20 protein-coding genes and 1 tRNA gene are annotated in these 25,720 nt (G+C 65.1%); 13 read left to right on the top strand and 8 right to left on the bottom strand.

Annotated elements, in window-relative coordinates:
- The first annotated feature begins 209 nt into the window (after positions 1-209).
- Complete coding sequence (locus tag B6V75_RS10360; protein ID WP_088719632.1) at positions 210-1,721, top strand: YifB family Mg chelatase-like AAA ATPase; 1,512 nt, start codon at positions 210-212, stop codon at positions 1,719-1,721.
- Here B6V75_RS10360 and B6V75_RS10355 read toward each other — a convergent pair.
- The 4 genes from B6V75_RS10355 to rsmI form a co-directional block, all read right to left on the bottom strand.
- Positions 1,702-2,505, bottom strand: coding sequence for an alpha/beta fold hydrolase (locus tag B6V75_RS10355; protein WP_342637081.1), 804 nt, complete (start codon positions 2,503-2,505; stop codon positions 1,702-1,704). The genes B6V75_RS10360 and B6V75_RS10355 overlap by 20 nt on opposite strands.
- A 106-nt stretch (positions 2,506-2,611) precedes the next feature.
- Positions 2,612-3,553 (bottom strand): glutathione synthase, encoded by a 942-nt coding sequence (gene gshB, locus B6V75_RS10350; RefSeq protein ID WP_088719630.1) that lies wholly within the window; start codon positions 3,551-3,553, stop codon positions 2,612-2,614.
- Between the two features lie 72 nt (positions 3,554-3,625).
- Entirely contained in the window at positions 3,626-3,991 is a 366-nt protein-coding gene (locus tag B6V75_RS10345; protein WP_075774103.1) for a YraN family protein, read from the bottom strand.
- Positions 3,988-4,839, bottom strand: coding sequence for a 16S rRNA (cytidine(1402)-2'-O)-methyltransferase (gene rsmI / locus B6V75_RS10340; RefSeq protein WP_075774331.1), 852 nt, complete (start codon positions 4,837-4,839; stop codon positions 3,988-3,990). Before rsmI ends, B6V75_RS10345 begins: the two co-directional genes overlap by 4 nt.
- A 188-nt stretch (positions 4,840-5,027) precedes the next feature.
- Between rsmI and B6V75_RS10335 the strand changes: the two genes are divergently transcribed.
- From B6V75_RS10335 to murJ, 3 genes are read left to right on the top strand one after another with little or no spacing between them, the layout of a single operon-like run.
- Entirely contained in the window at positions 5,028-6,203 is a 1,176-nt protein-coding gene (locus B6V75_RS10335) for a penicillin-binding protein activator (protein ID WP_075774102.1), read from the top strand.
- Positions 6,204-6,261: 58 nt separating this feature from the next.
- Entirely contained in the window at positions 6,262-9,024 is a 2,763-nt protein-coding gene (locus B6V75_RS10330; RefSeq protein ID WP_088719629.1) for a [protein-PII] uridylyltransferase, read from the top strand.
- Position 9,025: 1 nt separating this feature from the next.
- Positions 9,026-10,579: a murein biosynthesis integral membrane protein MurJ gene (gene murJ / locus B6V75_RS10325; RefSeq protein WP_088719628.1), complete on the top strand. Its 1,554-nt coding sequence runs from the start codon at positions 9,026-9,028 to the stop codon at positions 10,577-10,579.
- 163 nt (positions 10,580-10,742) lie between these two features.
- Here the strand turns inward: murJ and B6V75_RS10320 are convergent, their stop codons facing one another.
- Positions 10,743-11,429, bottom strand: coding sequence for a rhomboid family intramembrane serine protease (locus B6V75_RS10320; protein ID WP_075774099.1), 687 nt, complete (start codon positions 11,427-11,429; stop codon positions 10,743-10,745).
- A 128-nt stretch (positions 11,430-11,557) separates the two neighbouring features.
- On the opposite strand from B6V75_RS10320, the gene trpS reads away from it, so the two are divergent.
- The 5 genes from trpS (at position 11,558) to B6V75_RS10295 (ending at position 17,531) form a co-directional block, all read left to right on the top strand.
- Positions 11,558-12,598, top strand: coding sequence for a tryptophan--tRNA ligase (gene trpS, locus B6V75_RS10315; protein ID WP_088719627.1), 1,041 nt, complete (start codon positions 11,558-11,560; stop codon positions 12,596-12,598).
- Positions 12,599-12,882: 284 nt separating this feature from the next.
- On the top strand, positions 12,883-13,581 hold the full coding sequence (locus B6V75_RS10310; protein WP_075774097.1) for a type 1 glutamine amidotransferase: 699 nt from the start codon (positions 12,883-12,885) through the stop codon (positions 13,579-13,581).
- Between the two features lie 12 nt (positions 13,582-13,593).
- Positions 13,594-14,949, top strand: coding sequence for a glutamine synthetase family protein (locus tag B6V75_RS10305; protein WP_088719768.1), 1,356 nt, complete (start codon positions 13,594-13,596; stop codon positions 14,947-14,949).
- 4 nt (positions 14,950-14,953) lie between these two features.
- Positions 14,954-16,255, top strand: coding sequence for an FAD-binding oxidoreductase (locus B6V75_RS10300; protein ID WP_088719626.1), 1,302 nt, complete (start codon positions 14,954-14,956; stop codon positions 16,253-16,255).
- Positions 16,256-16,346: 91 nt separating this feature from the next.
- Positions 16,347-17,531: an aminotransferase class I/II-fold pyridoxal phosphate-dependent enzyme gene (locus B6V75_RS10295; RefSeq protein ID WP_088719625.1), complete on the top strand. Its 1,185-nt coding sequence runs from the start codon at positions 16,347-16,349 to the stop codon at positions 17,529-17,531.
- A gap of 73 nt (positions 17,532-17,604) precedes the next feature.
- Here the strand turns inward: B6V75_RS10295 and B6V75_RS10290 are convergent, their stop codons facing one another.
- Both B6V75_RS10290 and rlmB read right to left on the bottom strand, forming a co-directional pair.
- The gene (locus tag B6V75_RS10290; protein ID WP_088719624.1) at positions 17,605-18,024 is read right to left on the bottom strand and encodes a CoA-binding protein; all 420 of its coding nucleotides are present in this window, start codon (positions 18,022-18,024) and stop codon (positions 17,605-17,607) included.
- 193 nt (positions 18,025-18,217) lie between these two features.
- Positions 18,218-18,991, bottom strand: coding sequence for a 23S rRNA (guanosine(2251)-2'-O)-methyltransferase RlmB (gene rlmB / locus B6V75_RS10285; protein WP_088719623.1), 774 nt, complete (start codon positions 18,989-18,991; stop codon positions 18,218-18,220).
- 128 nt (positions 18,992-19,119) lie between these two features.
- On the opposite strand from rlmB, the gene B6V75_RS10280 reads away from it, so the two are divergent.
- Positions 19,120-19,203 (top strand) — tRNA-Tyr (locus tag B6V75_RS10280).
- Positions 19,204-19,281: 78 nt separating this feature from the next.
- Here B6V75_RS10280 and B6V75_RS10275 read toward each other — a convergent pair.
- Positions 19,282-19,587: a hypothetical protein gene (locus B6V75_RS10275; protein ID WP_233242987.1), complete on the bottom strand. Its 306-nt coding sequence runs from the start codon at positions 19,585-19,587 to the stop codon at positions 19,282-19,284.
- 168 nt (positions 19,588-19,755) lie between these two features.
- Between B6V75_RS10275 and B6V75_RS10270 the strand changes: the two genes are divergently transcribed.
- The 3 genes from B6V75_RS10270 (at position 19,756) to B6V75_RS10260 (ending at position 25,672) form a co-directional block, all read left to right on the top strand.
- Positions 19,756-20,760 (top strand): hypothetical protein, encoded by a 1,005-nt coding sequence (locus tag B6V75_RS10270; protein ID WP_088719621.1) that lies wholly within the window; start codon positions 19,756-19,758, stop codon positions 20,758-20,760.
- 101 nt (positions 20,761-20,861) lie between these two features.
- A complete protein-coding gene (locus tag B6V75_RS10265) occupies positions 20,862-22,145 on the top strand; it encodes an O-acetylhomoserine aminocarboxypropyltransferase/cysteine synthase family protein (protein WP_075774091.1) in 1,284 nt (427 codons plus the stop codon).
- Positions 22,146-22,363: 218 nt separating this feature from the next.
- A complete protein-coding gene (locus B6V75_RS10260; protein WP_088719620.1) occupies positions 22,364-25,672 on the top strand; it encodes a hypothetical protein in 3,309 nt (1,102 codons plus the stop codon).
- The last annotated feature ends 48 nt before the right edge of the window (positions 25,673-25,720 follow it).

The raw sequence follows: 25,720 nt of genomic DNA, 5'->3' as shown, positions 1-25,720 counted from the left end.
GCAACGCGTTGATCTTGTGCGCGAAATTGAAGCGAGCGCTGTGCGGATATGCAGAAAATGCAGGTTCTCGTGGAGATTTCGGCAGCTTTCCCCCAGGCGCCTTTCGCCCCTGAGTCGAGGTTCGGGTGCCGCCTCTCGGCCTCGGCGACCGTTAACCGATCCTAAACCATGATCGCGCTACCCATCGACGAGGAGGCGTGGGAGAACCGATGGTCAGCCAGAGCTACACGGTGGCGTTCGAGGGGGTGGAAGCCCGCCTCGTGGAGGTGCAATGCGCTCTCTCCGAAGGCATGCCCGGCTTCGCGGTCGTGGGTCTGCCCGACAAGGCGGTCTCCGAGGCGCGCGAGCGGGTGCGCGCGGCGCTCGGTGCGCTGGGGATCGCTCTGCCGATGCAGAAGATCACCGTGAACCTTTCGCCCGCGGACCTGCCGAAAGAGGGCTCGCATTTCGACCTGCCCATCGCTCTGTCGCTGCTGGGCGCCATTGGCGTGATGCCCCGCGACCGGATCGAGGCACTGGTCGCGGTGGGGGAACTATCGCTCGACGGACGACTGCTGCCGGTCGCGGGCGCCCTACCCGCCGCGATGGCGGCTGCCGCAGCGGACAAGGGGCTGATCTGCCCGAAAGGCTCCGGCGCAGAGGCCGCCTGGGTCGGCGCGACCGATGTAACGGCGCCGGAGACGCTCGGCGGCGCAATCGACCATCTCAGCGGTCGCCTACCGCTGGAGCCTGCGCGACCGGGTCTGATCGAAGCGACCGCGCATCCGCGCGACCTGCGTGACGTGAAGGGTCAGGAGCGGGCGAAACGCGCGCTGGAAATCGCCGCTGCCGGACGCCATCACCTGATGATGATCGGCACGCCCGGCTCGGGCAAATCCATGCTGGCCGCGCGGCTGGCCTCTATCCTGCCGGAGATGCGCCCCGAGGAGATGCTGGAAACATCGATGATCCAGTCACTTTCGGGCCTGCTGGCCGAGGGAGGCATCTCGCGCACCCGCCCCTTCCGCGAACCGCACCACACCGCGTCGATGGCGGCGATGATCGGAGGCGGACGCGGCGCACGCCCCGGCGAGGTCAGCCTCGCCCATAACGGCGTCCTGTTCATGGACGAGTTCCCCGAATTCCCCCGCGCCGTGCTGGAGACTCTGCGCCAACCGATCGAAACCGGAGAAGTCGTCGTCTCGCGCGCCAACGCACATACGCGCTACCCCTGCCGCTTCCTGTTGATCGCCGCCGCGAACCCCTGCAAATGCGGCTATCTCGGCGATGCCGAACGCGCATGCCCCCGCGCGCCCGGCTGTGGTGACGACTATCTGGGCCGAATTTCAGGACCGCTGATGGATCGGTTCGATCTGCGCATCGAGGTGCCCCCGGTGCGCTATGCCGATCTCGACCTGCCCGCCACCGGCGACAGCTCCACAGAAGTGGCGGCGCGCGTCGCTGACGCACGCGAGCGGCAGGCCCAACGCTTCGCGGATCACCAGGAAATCCGCGTCAACGCCGAAGTCGAAGGACGGTTGCTCGAAGATATCGCAACGCCGGATACCGAGGGACGCGATCTTCTGGCGCGGATGGCGGAACGGGTCGGGCTCTCGGCGCGCGGCTACCACCGCGTCTTGCGGGTCGCACGCACGATCGCCGATCTCGATCACGCCGATAAGGTGCGCAAGCCACATATCGCGGAGGCGTTGAGCTATCGCCTCAGCGCTGTGGCAGGTTGAGCATCTTGCGCGCCGCGGCGGCCGCGTCTTCCAGCGCCTCGCGCGCCTCGGGAATCCGACCGTCGAAGAAATGCCACACATGCGGCGTGTCGGGCCAGCTCTGCACGGTGACATCCGTGCCGAAATCGCGCAGCCTTTCGGCCATGCGCAGCGAGTCGTCACACAGGATCTCGGCCATCGAATGCTGGATCAGCACCGGTGGCGGATCGGGAAATTCCGCGAAAAGCGGCGAGAAGCGCGGATCGGTCGGGTCATGGCCGCGCAGAACCATTTCGCAGGTGTCGCCAAGACGCTCGACCGGCAGCATTGCATCTTTAGAAGCGTTGAGGCGGAGGCTCTCGCCCGAACAGGTCAAATCCGTCCAGGGGGACAAAGCGATCACCCCGGCAGGCGGCGTGCCGCGCTGGCACAGGGCGCTGAGAAGCGCCAACGCCAAGCCGCCCCCCGCGCTGTCGCCTGCGAGCACGATCGCGCTAGGATCATACCCGGTCTCAACAAGCGCGTCGAAAGCCGCCGTCGCATCCTCGAGCGCGGCGCCCACCGGCGCTTCGGGCGCGAGGCGGTAATCCGGCACGATCACCTCGAGGCCGCTCAGCTTCGCCAAGCGCCCGGTGAGACCGCGATACATCCAAGGGGATCCGGTGACGTAACCGCCGCCGTGAAGATAGAGAATGACGCGCCCGGCCGCGCATTGTCCCGCGCGCAACGACAGCGCGTCACGCCCGGCCAGCCTGATTTGCAGACGACATATCTCTGTGGGCTCGCGCACGATCCAACTGGCCAATCTCTCGGTCCCGCGTCGCATTTGCGCAGGGCCGTGGAACCTGCGCACCATCGGTTTTGCGAAAGCCCGCAGCCAGAGATTGAGTAAAACCAGACGGATCGACATATCAGCTCCGTTTCGCTTCGATCGCCTCCCAGATCCGGGCGGTGATATTCACGCCGTCGAACCGTTCGAGCTCCTGAATTCCGGTGGGCGAAGTCACGTTGATTTCGGTCAGCCAATCGCCGATCACATCGATTCCGACGAAAATCTGACCCTTCTCGCGCAGATGCGGACCGATCCGCGCACAGATTTCTCGATCACGTGCGGTCAGCTCGACCTTTTCGGGCCGGCCGCCGACATGCATGTTCGACCGCGTCTCACCTTCCGCAGGCACCCGATTGATCGCGCCCACGGGCTCGCCATCGACAAGAATGATCCGCTTGTCGCCCTTCGACACCGCGGGCAGGAATTTCTGCGCGATCAACGGCTCGTTGTTGATGCCGACGAAAAGCTCATGCAGCGACGACAGGTTGCGGTCGTTCGGATCGAGCCGAAACACCCCCGCTCCCCCGTTGCCATAAAGCGGCTTGAGGATGATATCGCCATGCTCGGCCTTGAAGGCCCGGATGGCCTTGAGGTCGCGCGCAATCAATGTCGGCGGCGTCAGGTCGGGGAAGTCGAGAACGAGCAGCTTCTCGGGCGAATTGCGAACCCAGAAAGGATCGTTCACCACAAGCGTCTCGGGATGAATCCGATCCAGCAGATGCGTCGTGGTGATGTAACCCATGTCAAAGGGTGGATCCTGCCGTAGCCAGACGACGTCCCAATCCCCCAGATCGATCTCGGCCTCTTCGCCCAACGAGAAGTGATTGCCCTTCTCGCGGCGCACCGTGAGCGGCCAGCCACGTGCATAAACGCGACCCTCGCGATAAATCAGACGACCCGGCGTGTAATAGAACAGCTCATGTCCACGAGCCTGCGCTTCTTCGGCGATCCGAAACGTGCTGTCAGCCTCGATATTGACCGCTTCGATCGGATCCATCTGGATCGCAACTTTCAAACCCATCCGCGCCCCCTGTTTCAGTGCAATCTTGATGCAATGTGGCGCGCCCGGATGCAACCTCAACCCATCGGCCGGTCACATTCCGAAATAGGCGTTCTCCAGAACCTTAATCTCCCCGATCTCATTGACCAGCGCGAGATCGAACCGAACCTTGCGATTGCAGTTGGCCGGAGCCGGATGGCGCATCAGGTATTCTTCGACCGAAACGCAAATTCGGCGCATCTGACGTTGCGAAAGACGTTCGGCAGCACGGGCATGGCTCCGCGATTTCTTCACTTCGATGAAGATCAGGGTGTCGCCCTCGCGCGCGATCAAATCGATCTCGCCGCCATATTTGCCGCGCCAGCGATGTTCCGACACCGCGCGGCCTTCTCTCTCGTAATGCAGCATCACCTGTTCTTCGGCGGCGAGACCCGAATGATACGACAGCGATCCACTCATTTCTTCTTCTCCATAGCCAGAGCGGCCTGATAGACCTTGCGTCGCGGCAAACCGGTCGCGCCCACGACGGCATCGACCGCATCGCGAAGCGACTCCCGCTCGAGCGCGGCGCTCAACCGGCGCTCCAGTTCCGCATCATCGACTTCGACCGCGTGCGGCCTGTCGACCACCACCACGATCTCTCCCTTGATCGGCGCATCAGCCACGCCTGCCGCAAGCTCTTCCAGCGTGCCCCGGCGCACCTCTTCGAACCGCTTCGTCAGTTCCCGGCACAGCGCCGCTTGCCTCTCCTTTCCCAGACTATGGGCCGCGTCAGCTAACATTTCCCTAATGCGTTTGGGGCTTTCATAAAAAACCAGTGTCGCGGGAATTTCCTTGAACTCGGCGAGCCAATTCCGCCGCGCGCCTTTACTGTTCGGCGCGAACCCGGCGAAGAGGAAGCGATCCGTCGGCAAGCCCGAGAGCGTCAGCGCCGTCAGCACCGCTGAGGGGCCCGGCGCACTGTAGAGCGGCAGCCCGGCCTCGATCACCGCGCGGCCGAGCTGATAGCCGGGGTCGGCGACCAGCGGCGTGCCCGCTTCGGAGGCATAAACCACCGACTTCCCGGCCTCGAGCGCGGCAAGGATTTTCGGCCGCATCGCGGCACCGTTATGGTCATGATATGCGAGCACCTGGCGCCCGTTGAGCGGTACTCCGTGAATCTCCATCAGGTGCCGCAGGCTGCGGGTATCCTCGGCCGCCAGAACATCGGCAGCGCGCAACATATCTAGGGCGCGCAGCGTGATGTCGCGGGCCGCTCCGATCGGCGTGGCGATGAAATGAAGCCCCGGGCTTAACGGCGCAGGCACCCTCTTGGTTCCGCCATTTTGCGCGTTTGCATCAGATACAACACCCTCGCCCATCGCCCGCCTCATCACTTGTGTGGATCGTTTACTTCACGCCTGCTTGTGCGTAGTCTCGATCGCGTCATCCGATCGCGGTTCGCAGGCTTTGCTTCAGTGCCCGGACCGGACGCCAACGCCCAAAAGGACGTATCATGTTTAATCTCATTCGTAACCCCCGCGCCCTCGCTGCGCGAATCGCAGCCCTCCTTGCTCTGGTCTGGCTCGCGGCCTGTCAGCCGGGGCCGATGGGCAATTCCGGCCAGAAGATCGACAGCAGCGCACCGGTCAAGGTCGCGCTTCTCGTCCCGTCGGGGTCGGGAAATGCGGGCGATGAGACTCTCGCACGGGCTCTGCAGAATGCGGCCAATCTCGCGATCCAGGACCTGAAGGGCACCCGCATCGACCTGCAGGTCTACAACACCGCGGGCAATCCGCAGCAGGCCGCCGCGATGGCGACCAAGGCTGCCGACGAGGGCGCGAAGGTCATCCTCGGCCCCGTCTATGCGCAATCGGCGAATGCGGCGGGTCTCGCGGTGGCCTCGCGCAACATCAACGTGCTTGCGTTTTCGAACAATACCAACGTCGCGGGCGGCAATGTCTTCGTGCTCGGCCCGACCTTCCAGAACACCGCCAACCGCCTCGTGAGCTTCGCCGCGCGTCAGGGCAAGCAGCGGATCATGGTCGTGCATGAGCAGACCACGGCAGGCGAAATCGGCGCGCAGGCGATCCAGACGGCGATCGCACGGTCGGGCGCTTCGCTCGCGGGCGTGGCCTCCTACCCGTTCTCGCAGCAGGGCGTGGTCGATGCGACGCCGCAGATCGCAAGCCGCGTGAAGTCCGGCGACGTCGATGCGCTGTTCCTGACCGCCGATACCGCAGGCGCGCTCCCGCTGCTCACGCAGCTGATGGGCGAGCAGGGAGTGACCCCGCAGACCACGCAATATATCGGCCTGACCCGTTGGGATATCCCGCCGGCGACCCTGTCGCTTCCGGGCACCCAAGGTGGATGGTTCGCCGAGCCCGACCCGGCGCTGCAACAGCAGTTCGTGTCGCGCTACACCGCCGCTTACGGGCAAGCGCCCCACCCGATCGCGGGCCTCGCCTATGACGGGGTCGCGGCGATCGGCGCGCTGGTGAAATCGGGCAATCCGAACGCGCTGACCAAGCAGGGCCTGACCCAGCGTTCGGGCTTCGTGGGCGTCAACGGCGTCTTCCGGCTCCTGCCCGACGGCACCAACGAGCGCGCACTCGCCGTAGCTCAGGTCCGCAACGGGCAGGCGGTCGTGATCGATCCGGCGCCGCGCAACTTCGGCGGTTTCGGCTTCTGATCCGGAGCGCCGCTACAGGAAAGGGCCCGCAAAGGGACGAGATCGCGCAGTGACCAGCATGACAGACACCGCCCCGGCATCGACCGGGGCGCCCCTCCTTCTGGATCAGCAGCGTCTGTTCGACGCGCTCGACGCCGCAACCTCCGGTGCAAGCGATCCCAAGGACATCCGGACCGCGACGGTGAACTTCCTCACCGAGGAGCGCCGCGCCGCCACCGCTGCGATCGAGGCTGATTTCGAGAGGCACCCGCGCGCGGCGCGCGACACGGTCGAAGCCTATGCCCAGATGACGGACGGGATCGTCCGGTCGGTGCTGCGCATCGCGACGACGCGTCTGCATCCAAGCGGCATCCGCACCGAGGCAGAGCGTTTCGCGGTGCTCGCCGTGGGCGGCTATGGCCGCGCCGAGATGGCGCCGCATTCCGATGTCGATCTGCTCTTCCTCACCCCTTACAAGGTCACCCCCTGGGCCGAGAGCGTCATCGAGTCGATGCTCTACATGCTCTGGGATCTGAAGCTGAAGGTCGGTCATTCGTCTCGGACGCTCGACGATTGCATCCGGCTCGGGCGCGAGGACATCACGATCCGCACCGCACTTCTGGAGCATCGCTGCGTCGGCGGCGACGATAAGCTGGCCGAGGCGCTGTCGCTGCGCCTTCACCACGACCTTTTCGAGGGGACCGAGGCCGAGTTCATCGAGGCCAAGCTTGAGGAACGCTCGCAACGCCACCGCCGGCAGGGCGGGCAGCGCTACGTGCTCGAACCGAACGTGAAAGAGGGCAAGGGGGGCCTGCGCGACCTGCAGACCCTCTACTGGATCGGCAAATACATCCATCATGTGGGCCGCGCCCGCGAATTGATGGAGATCGGGGCATTTTCGCCCGAGGAATACGAGACCTTCCACGAGGCCGAGAATTACCTCTGGGCGGTGCGTTGTCACCTGCATCTGATCTCCGGCCGCGCTTCGGATCAGCTGACCTTCGACATGCAGGTCGAGGTGGCCGAGCGCATGGGCTATCGCGATCTGGCGGGCCGCCGCGCGGTAGAGGTCTTCATGCAGGATTACTTCCGCCACGCGACCGCCGTGGGCGACGTGACCCGGATCTTCCTGACCAAGCTCGAAGCGCAGCACGTCAAAAGCGCGCCGATGCTGACGCGGATTTTCCGCCGGCGACGCAAGCTGAAGGCCCCCTATTGCGAAGAGAACGGACGCATCAACGTGGCCGACGAGAAGGCCTTCCTCTCCGATCCGGTCAACCTGCTGCGCCTCTTCGAAGAGGGGCTGCGATCGGGGATGCTTATCCACCCTGACGCGATGCGGCTCGTCTCGGCCAATCTCGACCTGATCGACGACAAGGTGCGCACCAATCGCGAGGCGCAGCGTATCTTCCTCGATCTGCTCCTGAAGCACGGCAACCCGGAACGCGCGCTGCGCCGCATGAACGAGCTGGGCGTGCTGGCCGCCTTCATCCCCGAATTCGAGCCGATCGTCGCGATGATGCAGTTCAACATGTATCACAGCTACACCGTGGATGAGCACACGATACAGGTCGTCTCGACGCTGGCACAGATCGAGCGCAAGGAGCTGGTGGAGGATCTGCCGCTCTCGTCGCATATTCTCGAAGAAGGCATCAATCGCAAGGTTCTCTATGTCGCGCTGCTGGTGCATGACATCGGCAAGGGACGCCCCGAAGATCACTCGATCCTCGGCGCGAAGATCGCCCGCAAGGTAGCGCCGCGGCTGGGGTTGAACCCAGAGGAATGCGACACCGTCGAATGGCTGGTGCGCCATCACCTTCTGATGTCCGACGTGGCGCAGAAACGCGACCTGTCGGACCCGCGCACGATCCGCGATTTCGCCAAGCGCGTGAAGTCGCGCAAGCGACTCGACCTGCTGACGGTGCTGACGGTCTGTGACATTCGCGGCGTCGGCCCGAACGTGTGGAACAACTGGAAAGCGACGCTGCTGCGCAAGCTGCATTCCGAGACCGCGATGGCGTTGGAGCACGGGCTGGAAGCGGTCAATCGCGAGCAGCGTACCGACGAGGCCAAACGTGCCCTGCGCGAAGTGCTGGAGGCGCAGGACGATTGGGACAAGACCCGCATCCGCGCCGAGCTCGCCCGCCATTACCCGCCCTACTGGCAGGCGCTCGCCACGGTCAATCACGAGATCTTCGCGCGGCTGCTGCGCGATCTGGGCGATAACGAGATCCGTATCGACCTGCATCCCGATGACGATCACGACGCGACCCGCGTCAGCTTCGCTCTCGCCGATCACCCCGGCATTTTCTCCCGGCTCTCCGGCGCGCTGGCGCTGGTCGGCGCGAACGTGGTCGATGCGCGCACCTATACCTCGAAGGACGGCTACGCGACCGCCGTCTTCTGGGTTCAGGATGCCGAGGGCCATCCCTACGAGGCCTCGAAACTGACCCGCCTGCGCGGGATGATCGAGAAGACGCTGAAAGGCGAGGTCGTCGCCCGCGAGGCGCTCAAGGATCGCGACAAGCTCAAGAAGCGTGAGCGCGAGTTCAAGTTCCCGACCCATATCACCATCGACAACGAGGGATCGGATATCTACACGATCATCGAAGTCGATACCCGCGACCGGCCCGGCCTTCTCTACGACCTGACCCGGGCGCTGGCATCGAACAATATCTCGATCTCCTCGGCGGTGATCGCCACCTATGGCGCTCAGGTCGTGGACAGCTTCTACGTGAAAGACATGTTCGGCCTGAAACTCCATTCCAAATCGCGCCAGGAAGCTCTCGAGAAGAAGCTGATGGACGCGATTGCCTCGGGCGCGAAACGGGCGGGCAACTAATATGAAACCAATCCGGCTGGTGCGCGGCTTCCTCACGGTGGGCGGCTGGACCATGGCGAGCCGCATCCTCGGCTTTGCGCGCGACATGATGATCGCGGCCTATCTCGGTGCAGGCCCGGTGGCGGAGGCCTTCCTCGTGGCCTTCTCGCTGCCGAACCTGTTTCGCCGTTTCTTCGCGGAAGGCGCGTTCAACACCGCCTTCATCCCGATCTTCTCGAAGAAGCTGGAGGGCGGCGAGGACGCGCAGGGCTTCGCGCGCGAGGCAATGGGCGGCTTGGCCTCGGTGCTGATCGTGCTGACACTGGTGGCTTCGGCGGCAATGCCGTGGCTGGTGCTGGCGATGGCCTCGGGCTTCGCGGGCGATGAGCGGTTCGCCATCGCCACGAGCTATGGCCGGATCGCCTTCCCCTACATCCTCTTCATCTCGCTCAGCGCGCTTCTGTCAGGCGTGCTGAACGCCGCCGGTCACTTCGCCGCTGCCGCTGCGGCACCCGTGCTGCTGAACGTCACCTTCGTCATCGCGATGCTGATGGCCGATCAAGCCGGCTGGCCGGTGGGCGATGCGCTGGCCTGGGCCGTGCCCGTTGCGGGCGTGGCGCAACTGGCGCTGGTCTGGGCCGCGGCATGGCGGGCGGGCTACAAGATCGTCCCGAAACGCCCGCGCCTCTCTCCCGACATGAAACGCCTCGTTCGGATCGCGATCCCGGCGATGCTCGCGGGCGGCGTGGTGCAGGTGAACCTGCTGGTGGGCCGTCAGGTCGCCTCGCATTTCGACGGCGCGATCGCGTGGCTGAACTATGCCGATCGGCTCTATCAGTTGCCGCTGGGCGTCGTGGGCATCGCGATCGGCGTGGTTCTGCTGCCCGACCTGTCTCGTCGCTTGCGCGGCGGCGACACGGCCGGCAGCCGCTATTCCTTTTCGCGTGCGGGAGAGTTCGCGCTCCTCTTCACCGTCGGCCCCGCCGTAGCGCTGCTGGTGGCAGCCCAGCCCATCGTCTCGGTCCTGTTCGAGCGCGGCCAGTTCACCCACGAGGACACCATTGCCACGGCCTGGGCCACCGCGATCTACGGCCTCGGCCTGCCCGCCTTCGTGCTGCAAAAGGTTCTGCAGCCCTTGTATTTCGCCCGCGAGAACACGCGCACGCCGTTCAACTACGCGCTCGTCGCGATGGTGGTGAATGCGGTGTTGGCGATCGGGCTGTCCTTCGTGATCGGCTACCTTGCGGCGGCTGTCGGAACGACGCTCGCCGCCTGGGCGATGGTCGCGCAGCTTTGGCTCGGCGCACGCCCGATGGGGGAAGCCGCGAGCTTCGATCACCGTTTCTACCGCCGCCTGCCCCGCATCGTGATCGCGGCGCTGGTGATGGGCGCTGCGATCTGGGCGGTGACCTGGGCGGTGCCCGGCGCATTCACCGTGCCGGGCCTACGTGCGCTGGCGCTACTGGGGCTCGTGCTGTTCGGGATGGTCGTCTATTTCGGCACGGCCATCGCGATCGGTGCGATGCATATGGCCGATCTGAAAGGTGCGATGCGGCGCGGTCCGGGCGGGGCGTAAGGGCCGCGCCCGACCCTAGGGTAGGCGCTTTAGTCCGTCTCTCGCTGGGCGCTTTATCTCTCATGCCCGACGGCCGCTAATGCCTGCGCCGACTTCGCCAATGCGCCCTCCCGGTGGGAGGGTCGGGCGCGGCCCGGGGCTGGTCGCCCCTGGCCAGGAAGGCTCACCGACGCCGCAACCGCTGCAACGTCCGCTGCATTCCGCCGGGCGCCACGAAGAAGCTCAGCACGAAGCCTGCCACGAACCCGACGATATCCGCGATCCAGTCGGGCCGCGCGCCGAAGATCATCGCAAACAGCAGCTGAATGCCCATCAGTGCGCCGATCAACGAGAAGGCCCGGAACTGGTTCGCATTTTCCTGCCCCAGTCGCGTCCACAGAATCCATGTGAACGCCCCGATCAGCCCGTAATCGCCGGGATAGCCGCCATAGAGCCCGATCTGCGTAAAGGGCAGCGCCGCATAGACAAGCGCGCCAAGGATCGTCGCCCCGAAGAAGACGATCGCCACGGCGAGGCCCGAGAACACCTCGCCCACCATCTTGCCCAGCGCCAAGAGGAACACGAGCACGAAGATCGCCTGAGTCACCGAAGCGTTGACGAACGGATAGGTCAGAATTCGCATCATCTGCTCCGGCGGATATTGCCCGGTCTGGACCATCGCGCGCATCACCTGCGGCGAGAATGCGAATTTCTGCAGCGCGTCGAGCCGCCAGCCCGCCGCCTGCGCCCCGCCGATCAGCCCCGACTGGCCCATCGCGAAGAACAGCTCCGTCGCGATGATCGGCAGCGCCAAAAGCCAGACCACTGGCGGCAGCGGGTTCATCGGGTGTTCGTCATAGCCGTCGCGCATTAATGGCCTCCTGCTCGCGGGCTCAGTTGCGCCCTTTGCGCTTTAGCGATAAGCGAGCGGAGAGCGGATTTCCACCCCGGGAGATCCTCAATGGCGGGCTTCCACCCCCCGCAGATCAGGAGCATCAGATGAGCGAGCAAGCGCAACCCCTCAACGCCAATTTCAAACCGCGGATCTTCTCCGGCATCCAGCCCTCGGGCGGGCTCACGCTGGGCAACTATCTGGGCGCGCTCAAGCGCTTCGCCCAGAAGCAGGACGAAGGAATCGAGACGATCTACTGCCTCGTCGACCTGCACGCGATCACGGTCTGGCAAGAGCCCGAGGCGCTGCGCCGCAACACCCGCGAGGCAGCTGCCGCCTTCATCGCCTCGGGCGTCGACCCGAAACGCTCGATCCTGTTCAACCAATCGCAAGTGTCGGCCCATGCCGAACTGGCCTGGGCGCTGAACTGCGTCGCGCGTCTGGGCTGGATGAACCGGATGACCCAGTTCAAGGACAAGGCGGGCAAGAATGCCGAGAAGGCCTCGCTGGGCCTCTATGCCTATCCCGCCCTGATGGCCGCCGACATCCTGCTATATCACGCGACGATGGTGCCGGTGGGCGAGGATCAGAAGCAGCACGTCGAATTGACCCGCGACATTGCGGCCAAGTTCAACCACGACTACGGGACCGAGTTCTTCCCCTCCCCCGAGCCGCTGATCGAAGGCGCCGCTACCCGGGTGATGTCCCTGCGCGACGGCACCAAGAAGATGTCGAAATCCGACCCCTCGGACGCGAGCCGCATCAACCTGACCGACGATGCCGACACGATCGCCAAGAAGATTCGCAAGGCCGTGACCGACCCCGAGCCCCTGCCCTCCGAGATCGAGGGGCTCAAGGACCGAGCCGAGGCGCGCAACCTCGTGAACATCTACGCCGCGCTGGCCGACATGACGCCGACCCAAGTGCTGGGCGAATATGGCGGCGAGGGCTTCGGCAAGTTCAAACCGGCGCTGGCGGAGCTCGCAGTCGCGAAGCTCGCCCCGATCTCGGACGAGATGACCCGGCTGATGAACGACCCTTCCGAGATCGACAATATCTTGGGCGATGGCGCAAACCGGGCCGACGAGATCGCGCAGCCGATCCTGGGCCAGACGCTCGAGATCATGGGAATGATCCGCTCGCGTTAAGCGTCGCGCACGGGAGGCTCTGTCCCCGTTGCCGGAGGGCGACAAAACCAAAGGAAGAGGGGGCGCTGCCCCCTCGGGCTATCGCCCTCCCCCCGGGATATTTCGCCCAAGCCGAAACGGATCTTCCTCTTGATGGAAATATCCCGGGGGAGGCGCGCACGCGCCGGGGGCGGAGCCCCCTTCGCGCCTTCCGGTCGCGATCCGGCGAACCAGCAGCGCCCCCCTTGCCGCCGCTCACGGCCCGCACTACGCTTCGGCAACAAGAGCTTACGAGCGGACCTCCCATGCGTATCGGCATTCTCCAAACCGGCCAATCCCCCGACGTTCTGCGCGACAAGGCGGGCGATTATCCCGACATGTTCGAAGCCCTGCTCGCCGGGCGCGGCCTCGAATTCCAACGCTACGACGTCGAGCATATGCACTTCCCGAAAGACGTGCATGAGTGCGACGGCTGGCTGATCACCGGCTCCCGTCACGGCGCCTACGAGGATCATCCCTTCATCAAGCCACTCGAGACGTTCATCCGCGACGCTCATGCCGAGAAGGTGCCGATGGTTGGCATCTGTTTCGGCCACCAAATCATCGCGCAGGCGCTTGGCGGCAAGGTCGAGAAATTCTCCGGCGGCTGGGCCGTAGGCCCGCAGGATTACGATTTCGGCGGCGAGGTGATCGCACTCAACGCGTGGCATCAGGATCAGGTGACCGAGCTGCCGCCGGGTGCGACACCGATTGCGGGCAATGATTTCTGCGCCTATCCAGCGCTTACCTATGGCGACACGATCTTCACCGTTCAGCCCCATCCCGAGTTTCGCGACGAATTCGTGGAAGGGTTGATGGACACACGCGGGCGCGGCGTCGTGCCCGACGAGTTGATGGAGGCGGCCCGCACGCGGCTGGGCCGGCCCAACGGCGCGCCCCGGATCGCCGAGCGCATCGCCGATTTCTTCCTCAAGACAAGGGTGCCCGCGCACCCGGAAAGCTGACCGATGAGCGACATGAAGGACTGGACCGACCGCATCCCGCAAGCCGCACGCGATTACATCGAGGGTCGGCGTCTCGACGAGGTTGAATGCATTGTCGCCGACATCGCGGGGGTCGCGCGCGGCAAGGCGATGCCCGCGTCGAAATTCAAGTTCCAGGATCGCTTCTTCCTGCCGAACTCGATCTTCCTGCAGACGATCACCGGCGAGTGGACTGACAACCCCTCGGGCGCCTTCACCGAGCCGGACATGATCCTGACGCCCGATTTCTCGACCGCGACGGCCGCGCCCTGGACGGCGGACTGGACCTTGCAGATCATCCACGACGTCGAGGACCAGCAGGGCAACCCGGTGCCGATCGCCCCACGCAACGTGCTCAAGCGCGTGCTTTCGCTCTACGAGGCCGAGGGTTGGGTGCCGGTCGTCGCCCCCGAAATGGAATTCTTCCTCGTTGCACGCAATGTGGATCCGAACCAGCCGATCATCCCGCCGATGGGGCGGTCTGGTCGTCGCGCGGCCGCCAAGCAGGCCTATTCGATGTCGGCGGTCGATGAATACGGCAAGGTCATCGACGATATCTACGACTTCGCCGAGCTTCAGGGTTTCGAGATCGACGGCATCTTGCAGGAAGGCGGTGCCGGGCAGATCGAGATCAACCTCGCCCATGGCGACCCGGTCGAACTCGCCGACCAGATCTTCTACTTCAAGCGGCTGATCCGCGAGGCCGCCCTGCGTCAGGATTGCTTTGCCACCTTCATGGCGAAGCCGATCGAGGGCGAGCCGGGCTCGGCCATGCATATCCACCAATCGGTGATCGACACCAAGACCGGCGAGAACATCTTCTCGGACGAGAGGGGCGGCGAGACGGAGGCCTTCCTGCATTGCATCGCGGGGCTTCAGACGCACCTGCCCGCGGTGATCGCGCTGCTGGCGCCCTACGTGAACAGCTATCGCCGCTACGTCCCGGATTTCGCGGCCCCGATCAATCTTGAATGGGGCCGTGACAACCGCACGACGGGCCTGCGCGTACCGATCTCCGGCCCAGCGGCGCGGCGGATCGAAAACCGTCTCGCGGGAATGGACTGCAACCCCTATCTCGGGCTCGCGGCCTCGCTCGCTTGCGCTTATCTGGGCCTCAAGGAAAAGCAGATGCCGAAGCCCGAATGCCTGGGCGACGCCTATATGTCGGCCGAAGACGTGCCGGTGAATCTGGGCGATGCGCTCGATCTGTTCTCGGAAAGTGCCCCGATCCGCGACGTGCTGGGGCCGGAATTCTGCGCCGTCTACGAGGCCGTGAAGCGCAACGAATACAAAGAGTTCCTACAGGTGATCTCGCCGTGGGAGCGCGAGCACCTGTTGATGAACGTGTGATGCGATGAACCTGCTCTTCGCCAATGACCGCAAGGGCGAGCACGCGCCGAGCTATTACGCGGCGACCGCGCTGACCGACCGGCGCTGGCCCGCGTTGACGGGCCGCCACCGGGCGGATGTCTGCGTGGTGGGCGGCGGCTTCACGGGCCTCTCGGCGGCGCTGCATCTGGCGGAAAAGGGCTATTCGGTGCGGCTGCTCGAGGCCCATCGCGTAGGCTTCGGGGCGTCGGGACGCAATGGCGGGCAGGTGGGCTCGGGCCAGCGGCTGGAGCAGGACGATCTGGAGAAAGCCCACGGCCCCGAAATGGCGCGCAGGCTTTGGGATATCGGAGAGGACGCGAAAGCGCTGATCCGCGACCTGATCGCACGATACGAGATGGACGTGACCTTTCACCCCGGCATCGCCCATGCCTGCCGGACGGAATCCGAGGTCGCGCATTCCCACCACATGGCGGAGAAACTGGCCCGCGATTACGGCTACGATCAGGTGGAGCCGCTCTCCCGCGAGGCGCTGCACGCAATTCTGCCGTCGGAGGCCTATCTTGGCGGCGATATCGACCGGGGCGCAGGGCATCTGCATCCGCTGAACTTCGCCCAGTCCCTGGCGCTCGCTTGCAACAAGGCCGGCGTGGAAATCCACGAGGGTTCGCTCGTCCATCATATCCGTCCCGGCGCGCCGGTGCGCGTGCAGACCGAGCATGGCCATATCGATGCCGATCATCTGATCTTCGCGGCCAATGGCTATCTTGGAAACCTCGCCCCGCGCGTGGCTTCGCATGTGATGCCGATCAACAATTTCATTGTCGCGACAGAGCCGCTGGGCCCGCGCGTGGCCCAAGTGCTGCGCGAGAATATCGCCGTGGCGGACACGAAATTCGTAGTGAATTACTGGCGGCTCTCTGACGATAACCGCCTGCTCTTCGGCGGCGGCGAGAGCTACGGCTATAGGTTCCCCGATATCGTGCAGACCGTGCGCAAGCCGATGCTGGAGGTCTACCCCTCCCTTGCCGATGTAAAGATCGACTACGCTTGGGGCGGCACGCTCGCCATCACCCGCACCCGGATGCCCTATTTCGCACGGCCTTTGAAAAACGCGCTCTCGGCCAGTGGCTTTTCCGGCCATGGCGTCGCGATGGGCACGATGGCGGGCAAGATCATGGCCGAGGCAGTCGCAGGTCAAGCCGAACGCTTCGACCTGATGGCCAGCCTCGACGTGCCGGGCTTCCCGGGCGGATCGCTCCTGCGCAGCCCGCTTCTGGTCGCCGCGATGACGTGGTTCTCGATGCGCGACAAACTGGGGATTTGAGCCGGTCTCGGTTTCGTCATGAAAAGGTCACTGGAGAATTCGCCCCCTGCAGTGTAAGTATTTCTGAAAGTCAGTTTCAGGATATCTTGCCATGCCGCGTGACGGACAGACCGCCCCGAATTGCTACGACGCCGAGGCCATTCCCGAGGCCGCCCGGGCCGAAATCGAACGCCTTCTGACCAGCGGGGACCTGTTCCGCTACACCTCGGAAGACGCGCCGGTCGCCAAGCTGGAAGCCGAGTTCGCGGAATTCATGGGCGTCAAATACGCCGTGGCGGTGTCATCCTGCTCGCAAGCCCTCTTCCTGTCGATGAAGGCGCTCGACCTGCCGCGCGGCGCGCGCGTGCTGGTCCCGGCCTTCACCTTCGCTGCCGTCCCTTCCGCCATCGTCCACGCCGATTGCGTCCCGGTTCTGGTCGAAGTCGGCTCCAATTTCCGCATCGACCTCGACGATTTCCGCGCGAAATTCGACGACAACATCGACGCGGTGCTAATCTCTCACATGCGCGGCCACACCTCCGATATGGACGTGATCATGGAACTGGCAGCCGAGAAGGACGTGCCGGTGATCGAGGACGCGGCGCACTCGCTCGGAACGCTCTGGAACGGCAAGAAGATCGGCACCATCGGCAAGATCGGCTGCCTCTCCTTCCAGTCCTACAAGCTGATCAACGCGGGCGAAGGCGGCATCCTGCTGACCGACGATCCGGAGCTCGCCGCCCGCGCGGTCATCATGTCGGGCGCCTATGAGCATAATTGGAAGAAGCATCCCGGCCTGCAGAACAGCTTCCATCACTGGCAGAACAAGCTGCCGCTATACAATTGCCGGATGCAGAACCTCTCCGCCGCCGTCATCCGCCCGCAGATCGCGGAAGTGGAGCGCCGCGTGAACGATGGTCGCGCCAACCACGACTATGTCGCGGAGCGGCTGAACACGAGCGACTGGCTCGACGTGCCGCCGCCCCTCGGCCCCGAAACCCGCGCCCCGGATTCGCTGCAGTTCAACCTCGCGGGCGATTGGTCGGATGACGAAGCTCGCAAGATGCAATCGGAAGCGAAAGCGCGCGGCGTCAGCGTGCAGGTCTTCGGCCTCAGCCAAGACAATGCGCGCGCCTTCTGGAACTGGCAGTTCCTCGGAGATGCGCCGGAGCTGCCGAAGACCCGAGAGATGCTGATGCGCGCTTGCGATACGCGCTTGCCCGCGCGGCTCAAGCAGCCCGATCTCGATTACATCGCCGATGCGATTCTCGAGGCCGTCAAAGCCGTGAAGGGCTGATCCGGTCTTCTCCTTGATCGAAATATCCCGGGGGCAAGGCCGTCAGGCCGAGGGGGCAGAGCCCCCCCTCGCCTTACCCGACCATCACGCGCGGATAATCGATCTTCGGGCAACGGTTCATCACGACTTTCACCCCCTGCCCTCGGGCTTTCTCGGCGGCAGCGTCATGCGACACGCCAAGCTGCATCCAGATCGTCTTGAGATGGGGCAGATGCGCCAGCGCCTCGTCCACGACCTCCGGCACCGCCTCGGAACGGCGGAACACGTCGACCATATCCACCGCGATCTCGTCGGGGATCGCGCCGAGATCGGCATAGACCGTCTCGCCCAGCAGCTGTTGCCCCGCGAGCCCAGGATTGACCGGGATCACACGATACCCCTTGGATTGCAGAAACCGCGCCACTTCGTAAGAGGGGCGCTCCGGCTTGTGGGACATGCCGACCACGGCGATGATCTTGGTACTTTCCAGAATGTCGCGAATCTCGTCTTGCATCTGAAACCTCTCCTTTGTCGCAGCCCTCTAAGAAAAATGCGCCCAAGCCTTGAAGGCTGGGCGCAACAGTGGCGGAACGAGGGACAGTGAACTAGAGACGCAGCGGTTCCGAAGCTGCGCCTCAGACATCGAGATAGGAACGCATCCCGCCGCTTTTAAGGTCCACGCCCTCATGATCGCGATTTTGTGACCATTACCGACTTGCGGATGCATAAAGAGACACCGCGGCGGCATTCGACACGTTGAGCGAACCGAATTCGCCCGCAAAGGGGATTCGCACCAGACGGTCGCAGGTCTCGCGGGTCTTCTCGCGCAGGCCCGGTCCCTCGGCGCCCAAAACGAGCGCCACCGGCTCCATTCCCGCCTCGGACAGCCCGTCTTCGAGCGACATCTTCGCCTCGCCCGCAAGCCCGATCAGCCGGAAGCCCATCTGGCGAAGCTCCTCCATCGCGTCGGAGAGGTTCTTCACCCGCAGATAGGGCTGACGCTCGAGCGCGCCGGAGGCGGTTTTCGCGAGTGCGCCGGTCTCGGGCGCGGAATGGCGATGCGGCGCGATCACGGCGGCCGCGCCGAACACCTCGGCCGAGCGCAGGATGGCGCCGACGTTATGCGGATCGGTGACGCGGTCGAGCAGCACCACACGGTGCGCCCCGAAGCAGACATCCTTCAGCGCGCCCCAATCGAGCGGCTTCACCTCGAGCGCCGCGCCCTGATGGACGGAGTCGGTCGAGATCGGCACGAACTTGTCGAACTTGCGGACATCGACGATCTCGGGCTCCATGCCCGACGCCTCGATCGCCTCGGCCAGTTTGTCGGCAGCGTTCTTCGAACAGACCAACCGCAGACGCTCGCGCATCGGGTTCTGCAGCGCATCGCGCACCGCATGCAGGCCGAAGAGCCACACGGTCTCGGCGGCCGCAGCGCGCTTGGCGCGTTCCTTATCGATCACCCAGGCTGGCTTTTTCATCGCGGGTCTCCTTTGGCCCCTACCTGCGCGGAATGACCTCGTTTGGCAAGCTCTGATCCGGAGCGCGATTTTTCGGCAAACTCTCTCTTGACGCCCCCCGCCCCCTTTTGTATCTCCCGCCCAGCGTCGGGTGACGTGCTGCAAGGTGCGGCAGCGGACTGTAACTCCGCCGGGGCGACCCACGCCTGGTTCGATTCCAGGGTCACCCACCACTTCCCCTTTCAGGAACTGGTGACACGCGGCTCCCACCGGGGGCCGCTGTGTTGAATAACGCCCATTCATTGCGCCGTTTATTGCAGCACCGCCTTGCGGCTGAACCGTGCTTCTTCCGAACTGCCATCGTCATAAATCAGCTTCACCCGCACCTCGGAGACCGAGCCCTGCGGCTGGCTGACATAGACATTGTCGCCCGAGATCGCGTTGGGCTGGGCTGCGCCCTCGTGGCATTTCTCCATCTTGAACGATTTGGTGGGCGGCGCACCATTGAAACCGTAGCGAATCTCGCTCAGCCCGCAGCGCCACGCCAGAAGATGGGTGAAGTAGACCAGATCCTTGCCACCGTATTCCCGGATCGCGACCCAGGAGTCGCGGGTCATGCCGAGAATCGGGCGCACTTCGGCAGCGGTGGTAAAATTCTGCGCGTTCGCGGGGCCGCTCAATGCGACACCACACAGCGCCAACGCGGCTAACTTGCTTATCCGTATCACCTTTTACCCCTGAACTTTCTCGCTATACTGCGCTCAAATCCTCCGACAGGCGGCAGTATGGCGGCGAACGACCGGACTTCACAACCCTACAACATCTTCTGTGTTGCACAGGCGGGACGGCTGGAATTCGAAGCGATTCTGTTCGTATTGAGTTTCCGCGCTGCCAATCCGGACTTCGCTGGGCGCTTGCTGATCGCCGAGCCGCAACCCGGCCCGCGCTGGTCCGAGGAGACGCGGATCTCCGGTCCGGTCCGGGCGCTGCTCGAAGAGGTCGGCGCCGAGATCGTGCCCTTCGAGTCGAAGGTCTTCGGCCAGTCCTACCCCCATGGCAACAAGATCGAGGCGCTCGCCGCCCTGCCCGCGGGGATGCCCTTCGTCTTCTTCGACACCGATACAGTTTTTACCGGGCCGCTGTCGCAGGTCGGTTTCGACTTCGACCGTCCATCAGCCTCGATGCGCCGCACCGGCACCTGGCCCGAGCCGCCGCTTTACGGTCCGGGCTATACCGGCATCTGGAAGTCGCTCTACGACAAATTCGGGCTGGACGGGTTCGAGGAGACGCTCGATCTGAGCCAGCCGGACGAATACTGGCGGCGCTACATGTATTTCAACGCAGGCTGGTTCTTCGGTCCCGACCCGGCGGAGTTCGGCGCCCGTTTCCTGCGCTACGCCCGCGACATCCGCGACGAGACGCCGGATGAGCTGGCCTGCCAATCGCTCGATCCGTGGCTCGATCAGGTTGCGCTGCCGCTGGTGATCCATTCCTTCGGTGGCGGGCGCCCGGGACCCGAGCTCGATGGGCTCGACGGCGATGTCAGCTGTCATTACCGCGCGCTGCCATTGATGTACGCGCGCGAGAGCGACACCGTGATCGACACCGTCGAAGAACTGACGTCCCCGAACAGGGTCAAGAAAGTGCTGAAGGCTTACGAGCCTGCCAAGAAGCTGATTTATCAGGGTAAGGGCCGGAAGCTGCGCGGGATCATCGCGGAGGAAGGCATGCCACGGCAGGAGAAGGCGCTGCGTAACCGGATCAAGCGCGCGAAGCTCTGGATGCGCTGAGCCGCGCGGTCCTTCTCTGGCCTCTTATCACCGAAAACGAATGTGTTTGTCGGCCTCTCCCGGTGCCGCTAACGTCTCGGCAAGAAAAGAGGAGCCCCGATATGTCCGACTACGCATTCGACACCCTGCAAATCCACGCCGCAGCCGATCCCGATCCCGCGACGGGCGCGGTTCAGGTGCCGATCTACCAGACCACATCCTACGCCTTCAAAGACGCCGACCACGCGGCGCGCCTGTTCAATCTCGAGGAAGTCGGCTTCATCTATTCGCGCCTGACCAACCCGACGGTGATGAAGCTGGCCGAACGTGTCGCGGCGCTTGAAGGCGCGGCAGGCGGCGTGACCTGTTCCTCGGGTCATGCGGCGCAGATCATGGCGCTCTTCCCGCTGATGGGGCCGGGGCTGAACATCGTGGCCTCGACGCGGCTCTACGGTGGCTCGATCACCCAGTTCAGCCACACGATCAAGCGCTTCGGCTGGTCCTGCACCTTCGTCGATTTCGACGATCTCGACGCGTTGGAAGCGGCTGTGGACGAGAACACCCGCGCGATCTTCTGCGAGTCGATCTCGAATCCGGGCGGTTACATCACCGACCTTCCGGCGGTGGCGAAACTGGCCGACAAGGTCGGCCTGCCGCTGATCGTCGACAACACGCTGGCCACCCCCTACCTGTGCCGCCCGATCGAGCATGGCGCGACCCTCGTCGTTCACTCGCTGACGAAATACATGACCGGCAACGGCACCGTCACCGGCGGCTGCGTCGTCGATAGCGGCAAGTTCGACTGGTCCGCCTCGGGCAAGTTCCCGTCGCTGAGCGAACCCGAACCTGCCTATCACGGGCTGAAATTTCACGAGGCACTGGGGCCCATGGCCTTCACCTTCCACTCGATCGCGGTCGGGCTGCGTGATCTCGGCATGACGATGAACCCGCAAGGCGCGCATTACACGCTGATGGGGATCGAGACGCTGAGCCTGCGGATGGACAAGCACAACGCCAACGCCAAAGCGATTGCCGAATGGCTCGAGAAGGACCCGCGCATCGACTACGTCACCTATGCGGGGCTGGAGAGCTCGCCGTGGCATGAGCGCATGAAGACCGTCTCGCCGAAGGGCGCGGGCGGGCTGTTCACCGTCGCGGTCAAAGGCGGATACGACGCCTGCGTGAAGCTGGTGAACAATCTCAAGCTGTTCAGCCACGTCGCCAACCTTGGCGATGCGCGCTCGCTGATCATCCACTCGGCTTCAACCACGCACCGCCAGCTGACCGAAGCGCAGCAGATCGCCGCAGGGGCCGCGCCGAACGTGGTGCGCCTGTCGATCGGGATCGAGAATGCGGACGACCTTATCGCCGATCTCGATCAGGCGCTGAGCGCCGCAACCAGCTGATAACACAGATGGCGCGCCGCGATGTCGGCGCGCCATCCATGACCGCGGATTGCATTTCCGATATTTCTTGCGTCGCTCCCCGCGTCTGCGCCGTTGAAACGGTGGAAAACCGGCAAATGCCCGCTCCGTCCCCGTCGCGGCGCTTTTCAGAAGATCGAATCTCCTTTACCAAGATGTGAACACTTGGACCGGACCGCCCCGAGGCGCGCGCAGCACCCATGAAACCCGATTTTGCATTGATCCTCTCGCATGATGGCATCGCTCTGGTGCACCGCGCGAAAGAGGGCTGGACGCTTCTGGGCGAAGCCGCGCTCGAAGGGGAGGACCCGATAGCCGAGGTCGCGGCCCTGCGCGACAAGGCCCGGGCGCAGGCTCCGCGCGGCTTCACTTCGAAGCTCGTGCTGCCGGATACGCAGATTCTCTATACCGCGATCTACGCGCCCGGTCCCAGCCCGGCGCAGCGCAAGAAACAGATCGAAGCGGCGCTGGAAGGCATGACGCCCTACCCCGTCAGCGAGCTGGTCTATGATTTCGCGGGCCCCGGCCAGACCGTGCAGGTCGCCGTGATCGCACGCGAGACATTGAAGGAAGCCGAGAGCTTCGCGCAGGAGAACGGCTTCAACCCGGTCAGCTTCGTGGCCGCCCCCGAACCCGGCGACTTCCCCGGCGAGCCGCAATTCGGCCTGACCTCGTCGGTCGCGCAGTACATTCCCGAAGGTGCGCATGTCGAGCCCGACAAATTCGCGCTGATCGTGGCTGTCGATCTGTCCGAGGAGGCAAGCGAGACACCGGCGGAGGCCGTTCCGTCAGAAGCCCCGGAGACGGAGTCCGCCGAGGTGGAAACCGCCGCTGCGCAGAGCGACAAGGCGGAGCTCTCCGACGACAGCGCAGTCTCGGAAACCGAACTGGCAGAATTGAGCGCGCTGGATCAGCCGGCGAGAGCGGAGGCCACGGCGGAAGAGGCTGATCTCACGCTGCCGGACGAGCCGGGCGAATTCTCCGAGTTGCTCGATGCGGCGGGCGCCGAGCCCGACGCGCAGCAAGGCGCGCCGAGCGAGGACACGCCCGCTGCGGCAAGCCCCGCCGCCAAGGCCGCCGAAGCGGTGGCGGCGGGCGAAATCGCACCCAAGGAAACCGAGGCTGCGGATGCGGTCGAATTTGCCGAGGGCGAGCCGGATGGCGCGCTCTCCGACGACGCGGAGGCGGACAGTGCCGAGGAAACCTCGGACGCAGCCCTCGCCGCTGCTGGCCTTGCGGCCGCACCGGCCTTGCCGACCGCCGCGGAGGCCGATGCCAAACCTGAGGAGGTGGCGCACGACGCGGAGAGCGACCAATCCGAGGCTCTCGAAAGCGACGAGGACGACGACGATCTGCCGAAATCCGACGCCAGCGTTATCGCCGCCGCCTTCGCTTCGCGCCGCGACCACGCGGCGACGGTGACCGCGAACGACACGCCACCGCGGCTCGGCGGGGCCACGCGGCTCAGCCCGATGCCCGATCGCAGCAAGATCGCATCGGGCGACGCCAAGATCACCGCGCCCACGCTCGATTTCGACGAGCCCGATCCGCGTTTCACGCCGAAAGAACCGCAGAAAACCGGGGCGAAAGCGGGCAAGGCTACAGCCTCCTCGGCGCGCACGGGGATTGGCGGAACGACCGCGCTCGGCGCGAAATCCGCGACCTCGTTGCTGCGCGAGGAGGCGAAGGACGGGCCGGATGCGAGCACCGCCACCCCGGCGCCGATCGTCGAGCGTATGAGCGACAAGACTGTTTTCGGCGGCACCAAGCGGCCGACGACTGGCGGCAAGCCGCGCCATCTCGGGCTGATGCTCACCGGCGCGCTGGTGCTGGTACTGGCGATCATCGCGCTCTGGACCACACTGCTCGACGATCCCGCACCGGTCGATGCGCCGGTGGACGCCATCGCCGAAGCGCCCGCCCCGGCTGCGGGTGACGCGCGAGAGCAGACCGCCCTTGCCCCGGCCACTCCTGACGTGGCGGCCCTCGAGGCAACGCAATCCGACGCTCAGGCTCAGGCCAACCAACCTGCTCCTCAAGACGAGCAAGTCGCGGCGCTCGCCCCGGCTGAGGCGCAACCCGCCCCGTCGGAACAAAGCGACGCGGTCACCACGGCCGCGCCCGACACCGCCGCGCCAGCGCAGGATCAGGCGCCCACGCAGAGCGGCGCCGACGCACAGCCCTCTGACACGCAGCCTGCCGATACGGCTGCGGCAGAGCCGCCCGCCGACGCGCAGGCGACCGCTTCGGACATCACGGCGTCCGACACGGGCGACACCACCCCCGACACCATGCTCAATTCGCAGGCAGAGACTCCGGACGCCACGGCCGACACGCAAACAGACGTTGCGGCAAACGACACGACCGCCAGCGAAACCGCACAAAGCGACGCGACCGAAGCTCCCGCAACCGAGGCGCAGACCGCGTCGCCTGCGACGCCGCCCGCAGAGCTTCCCGCCTTCACCGCGACGCCGCTCGCCCCGCCGAGCGCCGATACGCTGCAGAGCGACACGCAGCCCCCAGACACCCCGCCTGTCACGCCGACGGAGGACGGAGTGGAAATGCCGGGCGGCTTCACGCTTTACGCGGGCGCGCCCGCCGTCACTCCGGGCCCCCGCCCCGAAGCCGTCGCGCAGGCCTATGCCGCGACCCAACCGATCACGCCGGAAGGCACGCTCGGCGCGATCCCGTCGCTGTCGGGATTCCGTCCCGCGGACAAGCCCGCCGACCTCACCGGCGCAACCGCAGCGCCAAATGAGACCGATCCCGCCACGCAGGCTGATCCGAACGATCAAGGCGCGCTCGACCCGGCACTTCAGCCCAATCCCGAACTCCAGACGACGCGCCCGACGGCTCGCCCCGACGCGGTGACCAAGCTCGCCACGACGCAGGCGCCCGCCTCGGAATCCGCAGCGGTCGCGAACCCTGAACTCGCGGCACTGCGGCCACCGCGTCGTCCCGCATCGATCCAGGAATCGGTCGCCGCCGCCGTGCAGGCGCAAGATGAAGCCGTCGCCGAGAACGCCGATCCCTTCGCCGGCGCGACCGCTCTGGCGGTGGCGCGCTCCGCCGCCCCGCCGACGAAACCGCGTAACTTCTCGCGTTCCGTCGAGAACGCCCTTGCCGCTGCGATCGCCGCCGAGCCCGCGCAAACGGTCGCCGCCGCCGCCGCGCGCGCCCCGGTCGCCACGCCCGTGCCCGACCCGCGGCCCGCCGATCTCGACGAGCCGGAACCCACTGCCGCGCCGACGCGCCTGCCGACCTCTGCCTCCGTCGCCAGACAAGCGACCGAGAAGAACGTCATCAACCTGCGGAAGATCAACCTGATCGGGCTTTACGGCTCCTCGTCGAACCGCCGCGCCCTCGTGCGGCTCTCGAACGGGCGCTTCGTCAAAGTGGGGGTGGGCGACCGGCTGGATGGCGGGCGGGTGACGCAGATCGGCTCCAATGCGCTGACCTATAAGAAAGGGTCGCGCAGCCTGACGCTGAAGCTGCTGCAAGAGGGCTAAACGCGCGCGGCGCAATCATTCGCGACCTTGAACCCTTGCGCACGGTCT

The organism is Thioclava sp. F1Mire-8, assembly GCF_002213165.1.
GTDB lineage: Bacteria > Pseudomonadota > Alphaproteobacteria > Rhodobacterales > Rhodobacteraceae > Thioclava > Thioclava nitratireducens.
This window is presented reverse-complemented; position numbering and strand designations above follow the sequence as displayed.

Bases quoted from the DNA above. Each gene is read 5' to 3' on its own strand.
- B6V75_RS10310 (WP_075774097.1), top strand. From the start codon at position 12,883: ATGCGTATCGGCATTCTCCAAACCGGCCAATCCCCCGACGTTCTGCGC.
- trpS (WP_088719627.1), top strand. From the start codon at position 11,558: ATGAGCGAGCAAGCGCAACCCCTCAACGCCAATTTCAAACCGCGGATC.
- B6V75_RS10290 (WP_088719624.1), bottom strand. From the start codon at position 18,024: ATGCAAGACGAGATTCGCGACATTCTGGAAAGTACCAAGATCATCGCC.
- B6V75_RS10265 (WP_075774091.1), top strand. From the start codon at position 20,862: ATGTCCGACTACGCATTCGACACCCTGCAAATCCACGCCGCAGCCGAT.
- murJ (WP_088719628.1), top strand. From the start codon at position 9,026: ATGAAACCAATCCGGCTGGTGCGCGGCTTCCTCACGGTGGGCGGCTGG.
- B6V75_RS10345 (WP_075774103.1), bottom strand. From the start codon at position 3,991: ATGAGTGGATCGCTGTCGTATCATTCGGGTCTCGCCGCCGAAGAACAG.
- B6V75_RS10330 (WP_088719629.1), top strand. From the start codon at position 6,262: ATGACAGACACCGCCCCGGCATCGACCGGGGCGCCCCTCCTTCTGGAT.
- B6V75_RS10335 (WP_075774102.1), top strand. From the start codon at position 5,028: ATGTTTAATCTCATTCGTAACCCCCGCGCCCTCGCTGCGCGAATCGCA.
- B6V75_RS10270 (WP_088719621.1), top strand. From the start codon at position 19,756: ATGGCGGCGAACGACCGGACTTCACAACCCTACAACATCTTCTGTGTT.
- rlmB (WP_088719623.1), bottom strand. From the start codon at position 18,991: ATGAAAAAGCCAGCCTGGGTGATCGATAAGGAACGCGCCAAGCGCGCT.
- B6V75_RS10275 (WP_233242987.1), bottom strand. From the start codon at position 19,587: ATGACCCGCGACTCCTGGGTCGCGATCCGGGAATACGGTGGCAAGGAT.
- B6V75_RS10260 (WP_088719620.1), top strand. From the start codon at position 22,364: ATGAAACCCGATTTTGCATTGATCCTCTCGCATGATGGCATCGCTCTG.
- B6V75_RS10320 (WP_075774099.1), bottom strand. From the start codon at position 11,429: ATGCGCGACGGCTATGACGAACACCCGATGAACCCGCTGCCGCCAGTG.
- B6V75_RS10300 (WP_088719626.1), top strand. From the start codon at position 14,954: ATGAACCTGCTCTTCGCCAATGACCGCAAGGGCGAGCACGCGCCGAGC.
- gshB (WP_088719630.1), bottom strand. From the start codon at position 3,553: ATGGGTTTGAAAGTTGCGATCCAGATGGATCCGATCGAAGCGGTCAAT.
- B6V75_RS10305 (WP_088719768.1), top strand. From the start codon at position 13,594: ATGAAGGACTGGACCGACCGCATCCCGCAAGCCGCACGCGATTACATC.
- B6V75_RS10360 (WP_088719632.1), top strand. From the start codon at position 210: ATGGTCAGCCAGAGCTACACGGTGGCGTTCGAGGGGGTGGAAGCCCGC.
- B6V75_RS10295 (WP_088719625.1), top strand. From the start codon at position 16,347: ATGCCGCGTGACGGACAGACCGCCCCGAATTGCTACGACGCCGAGGCC.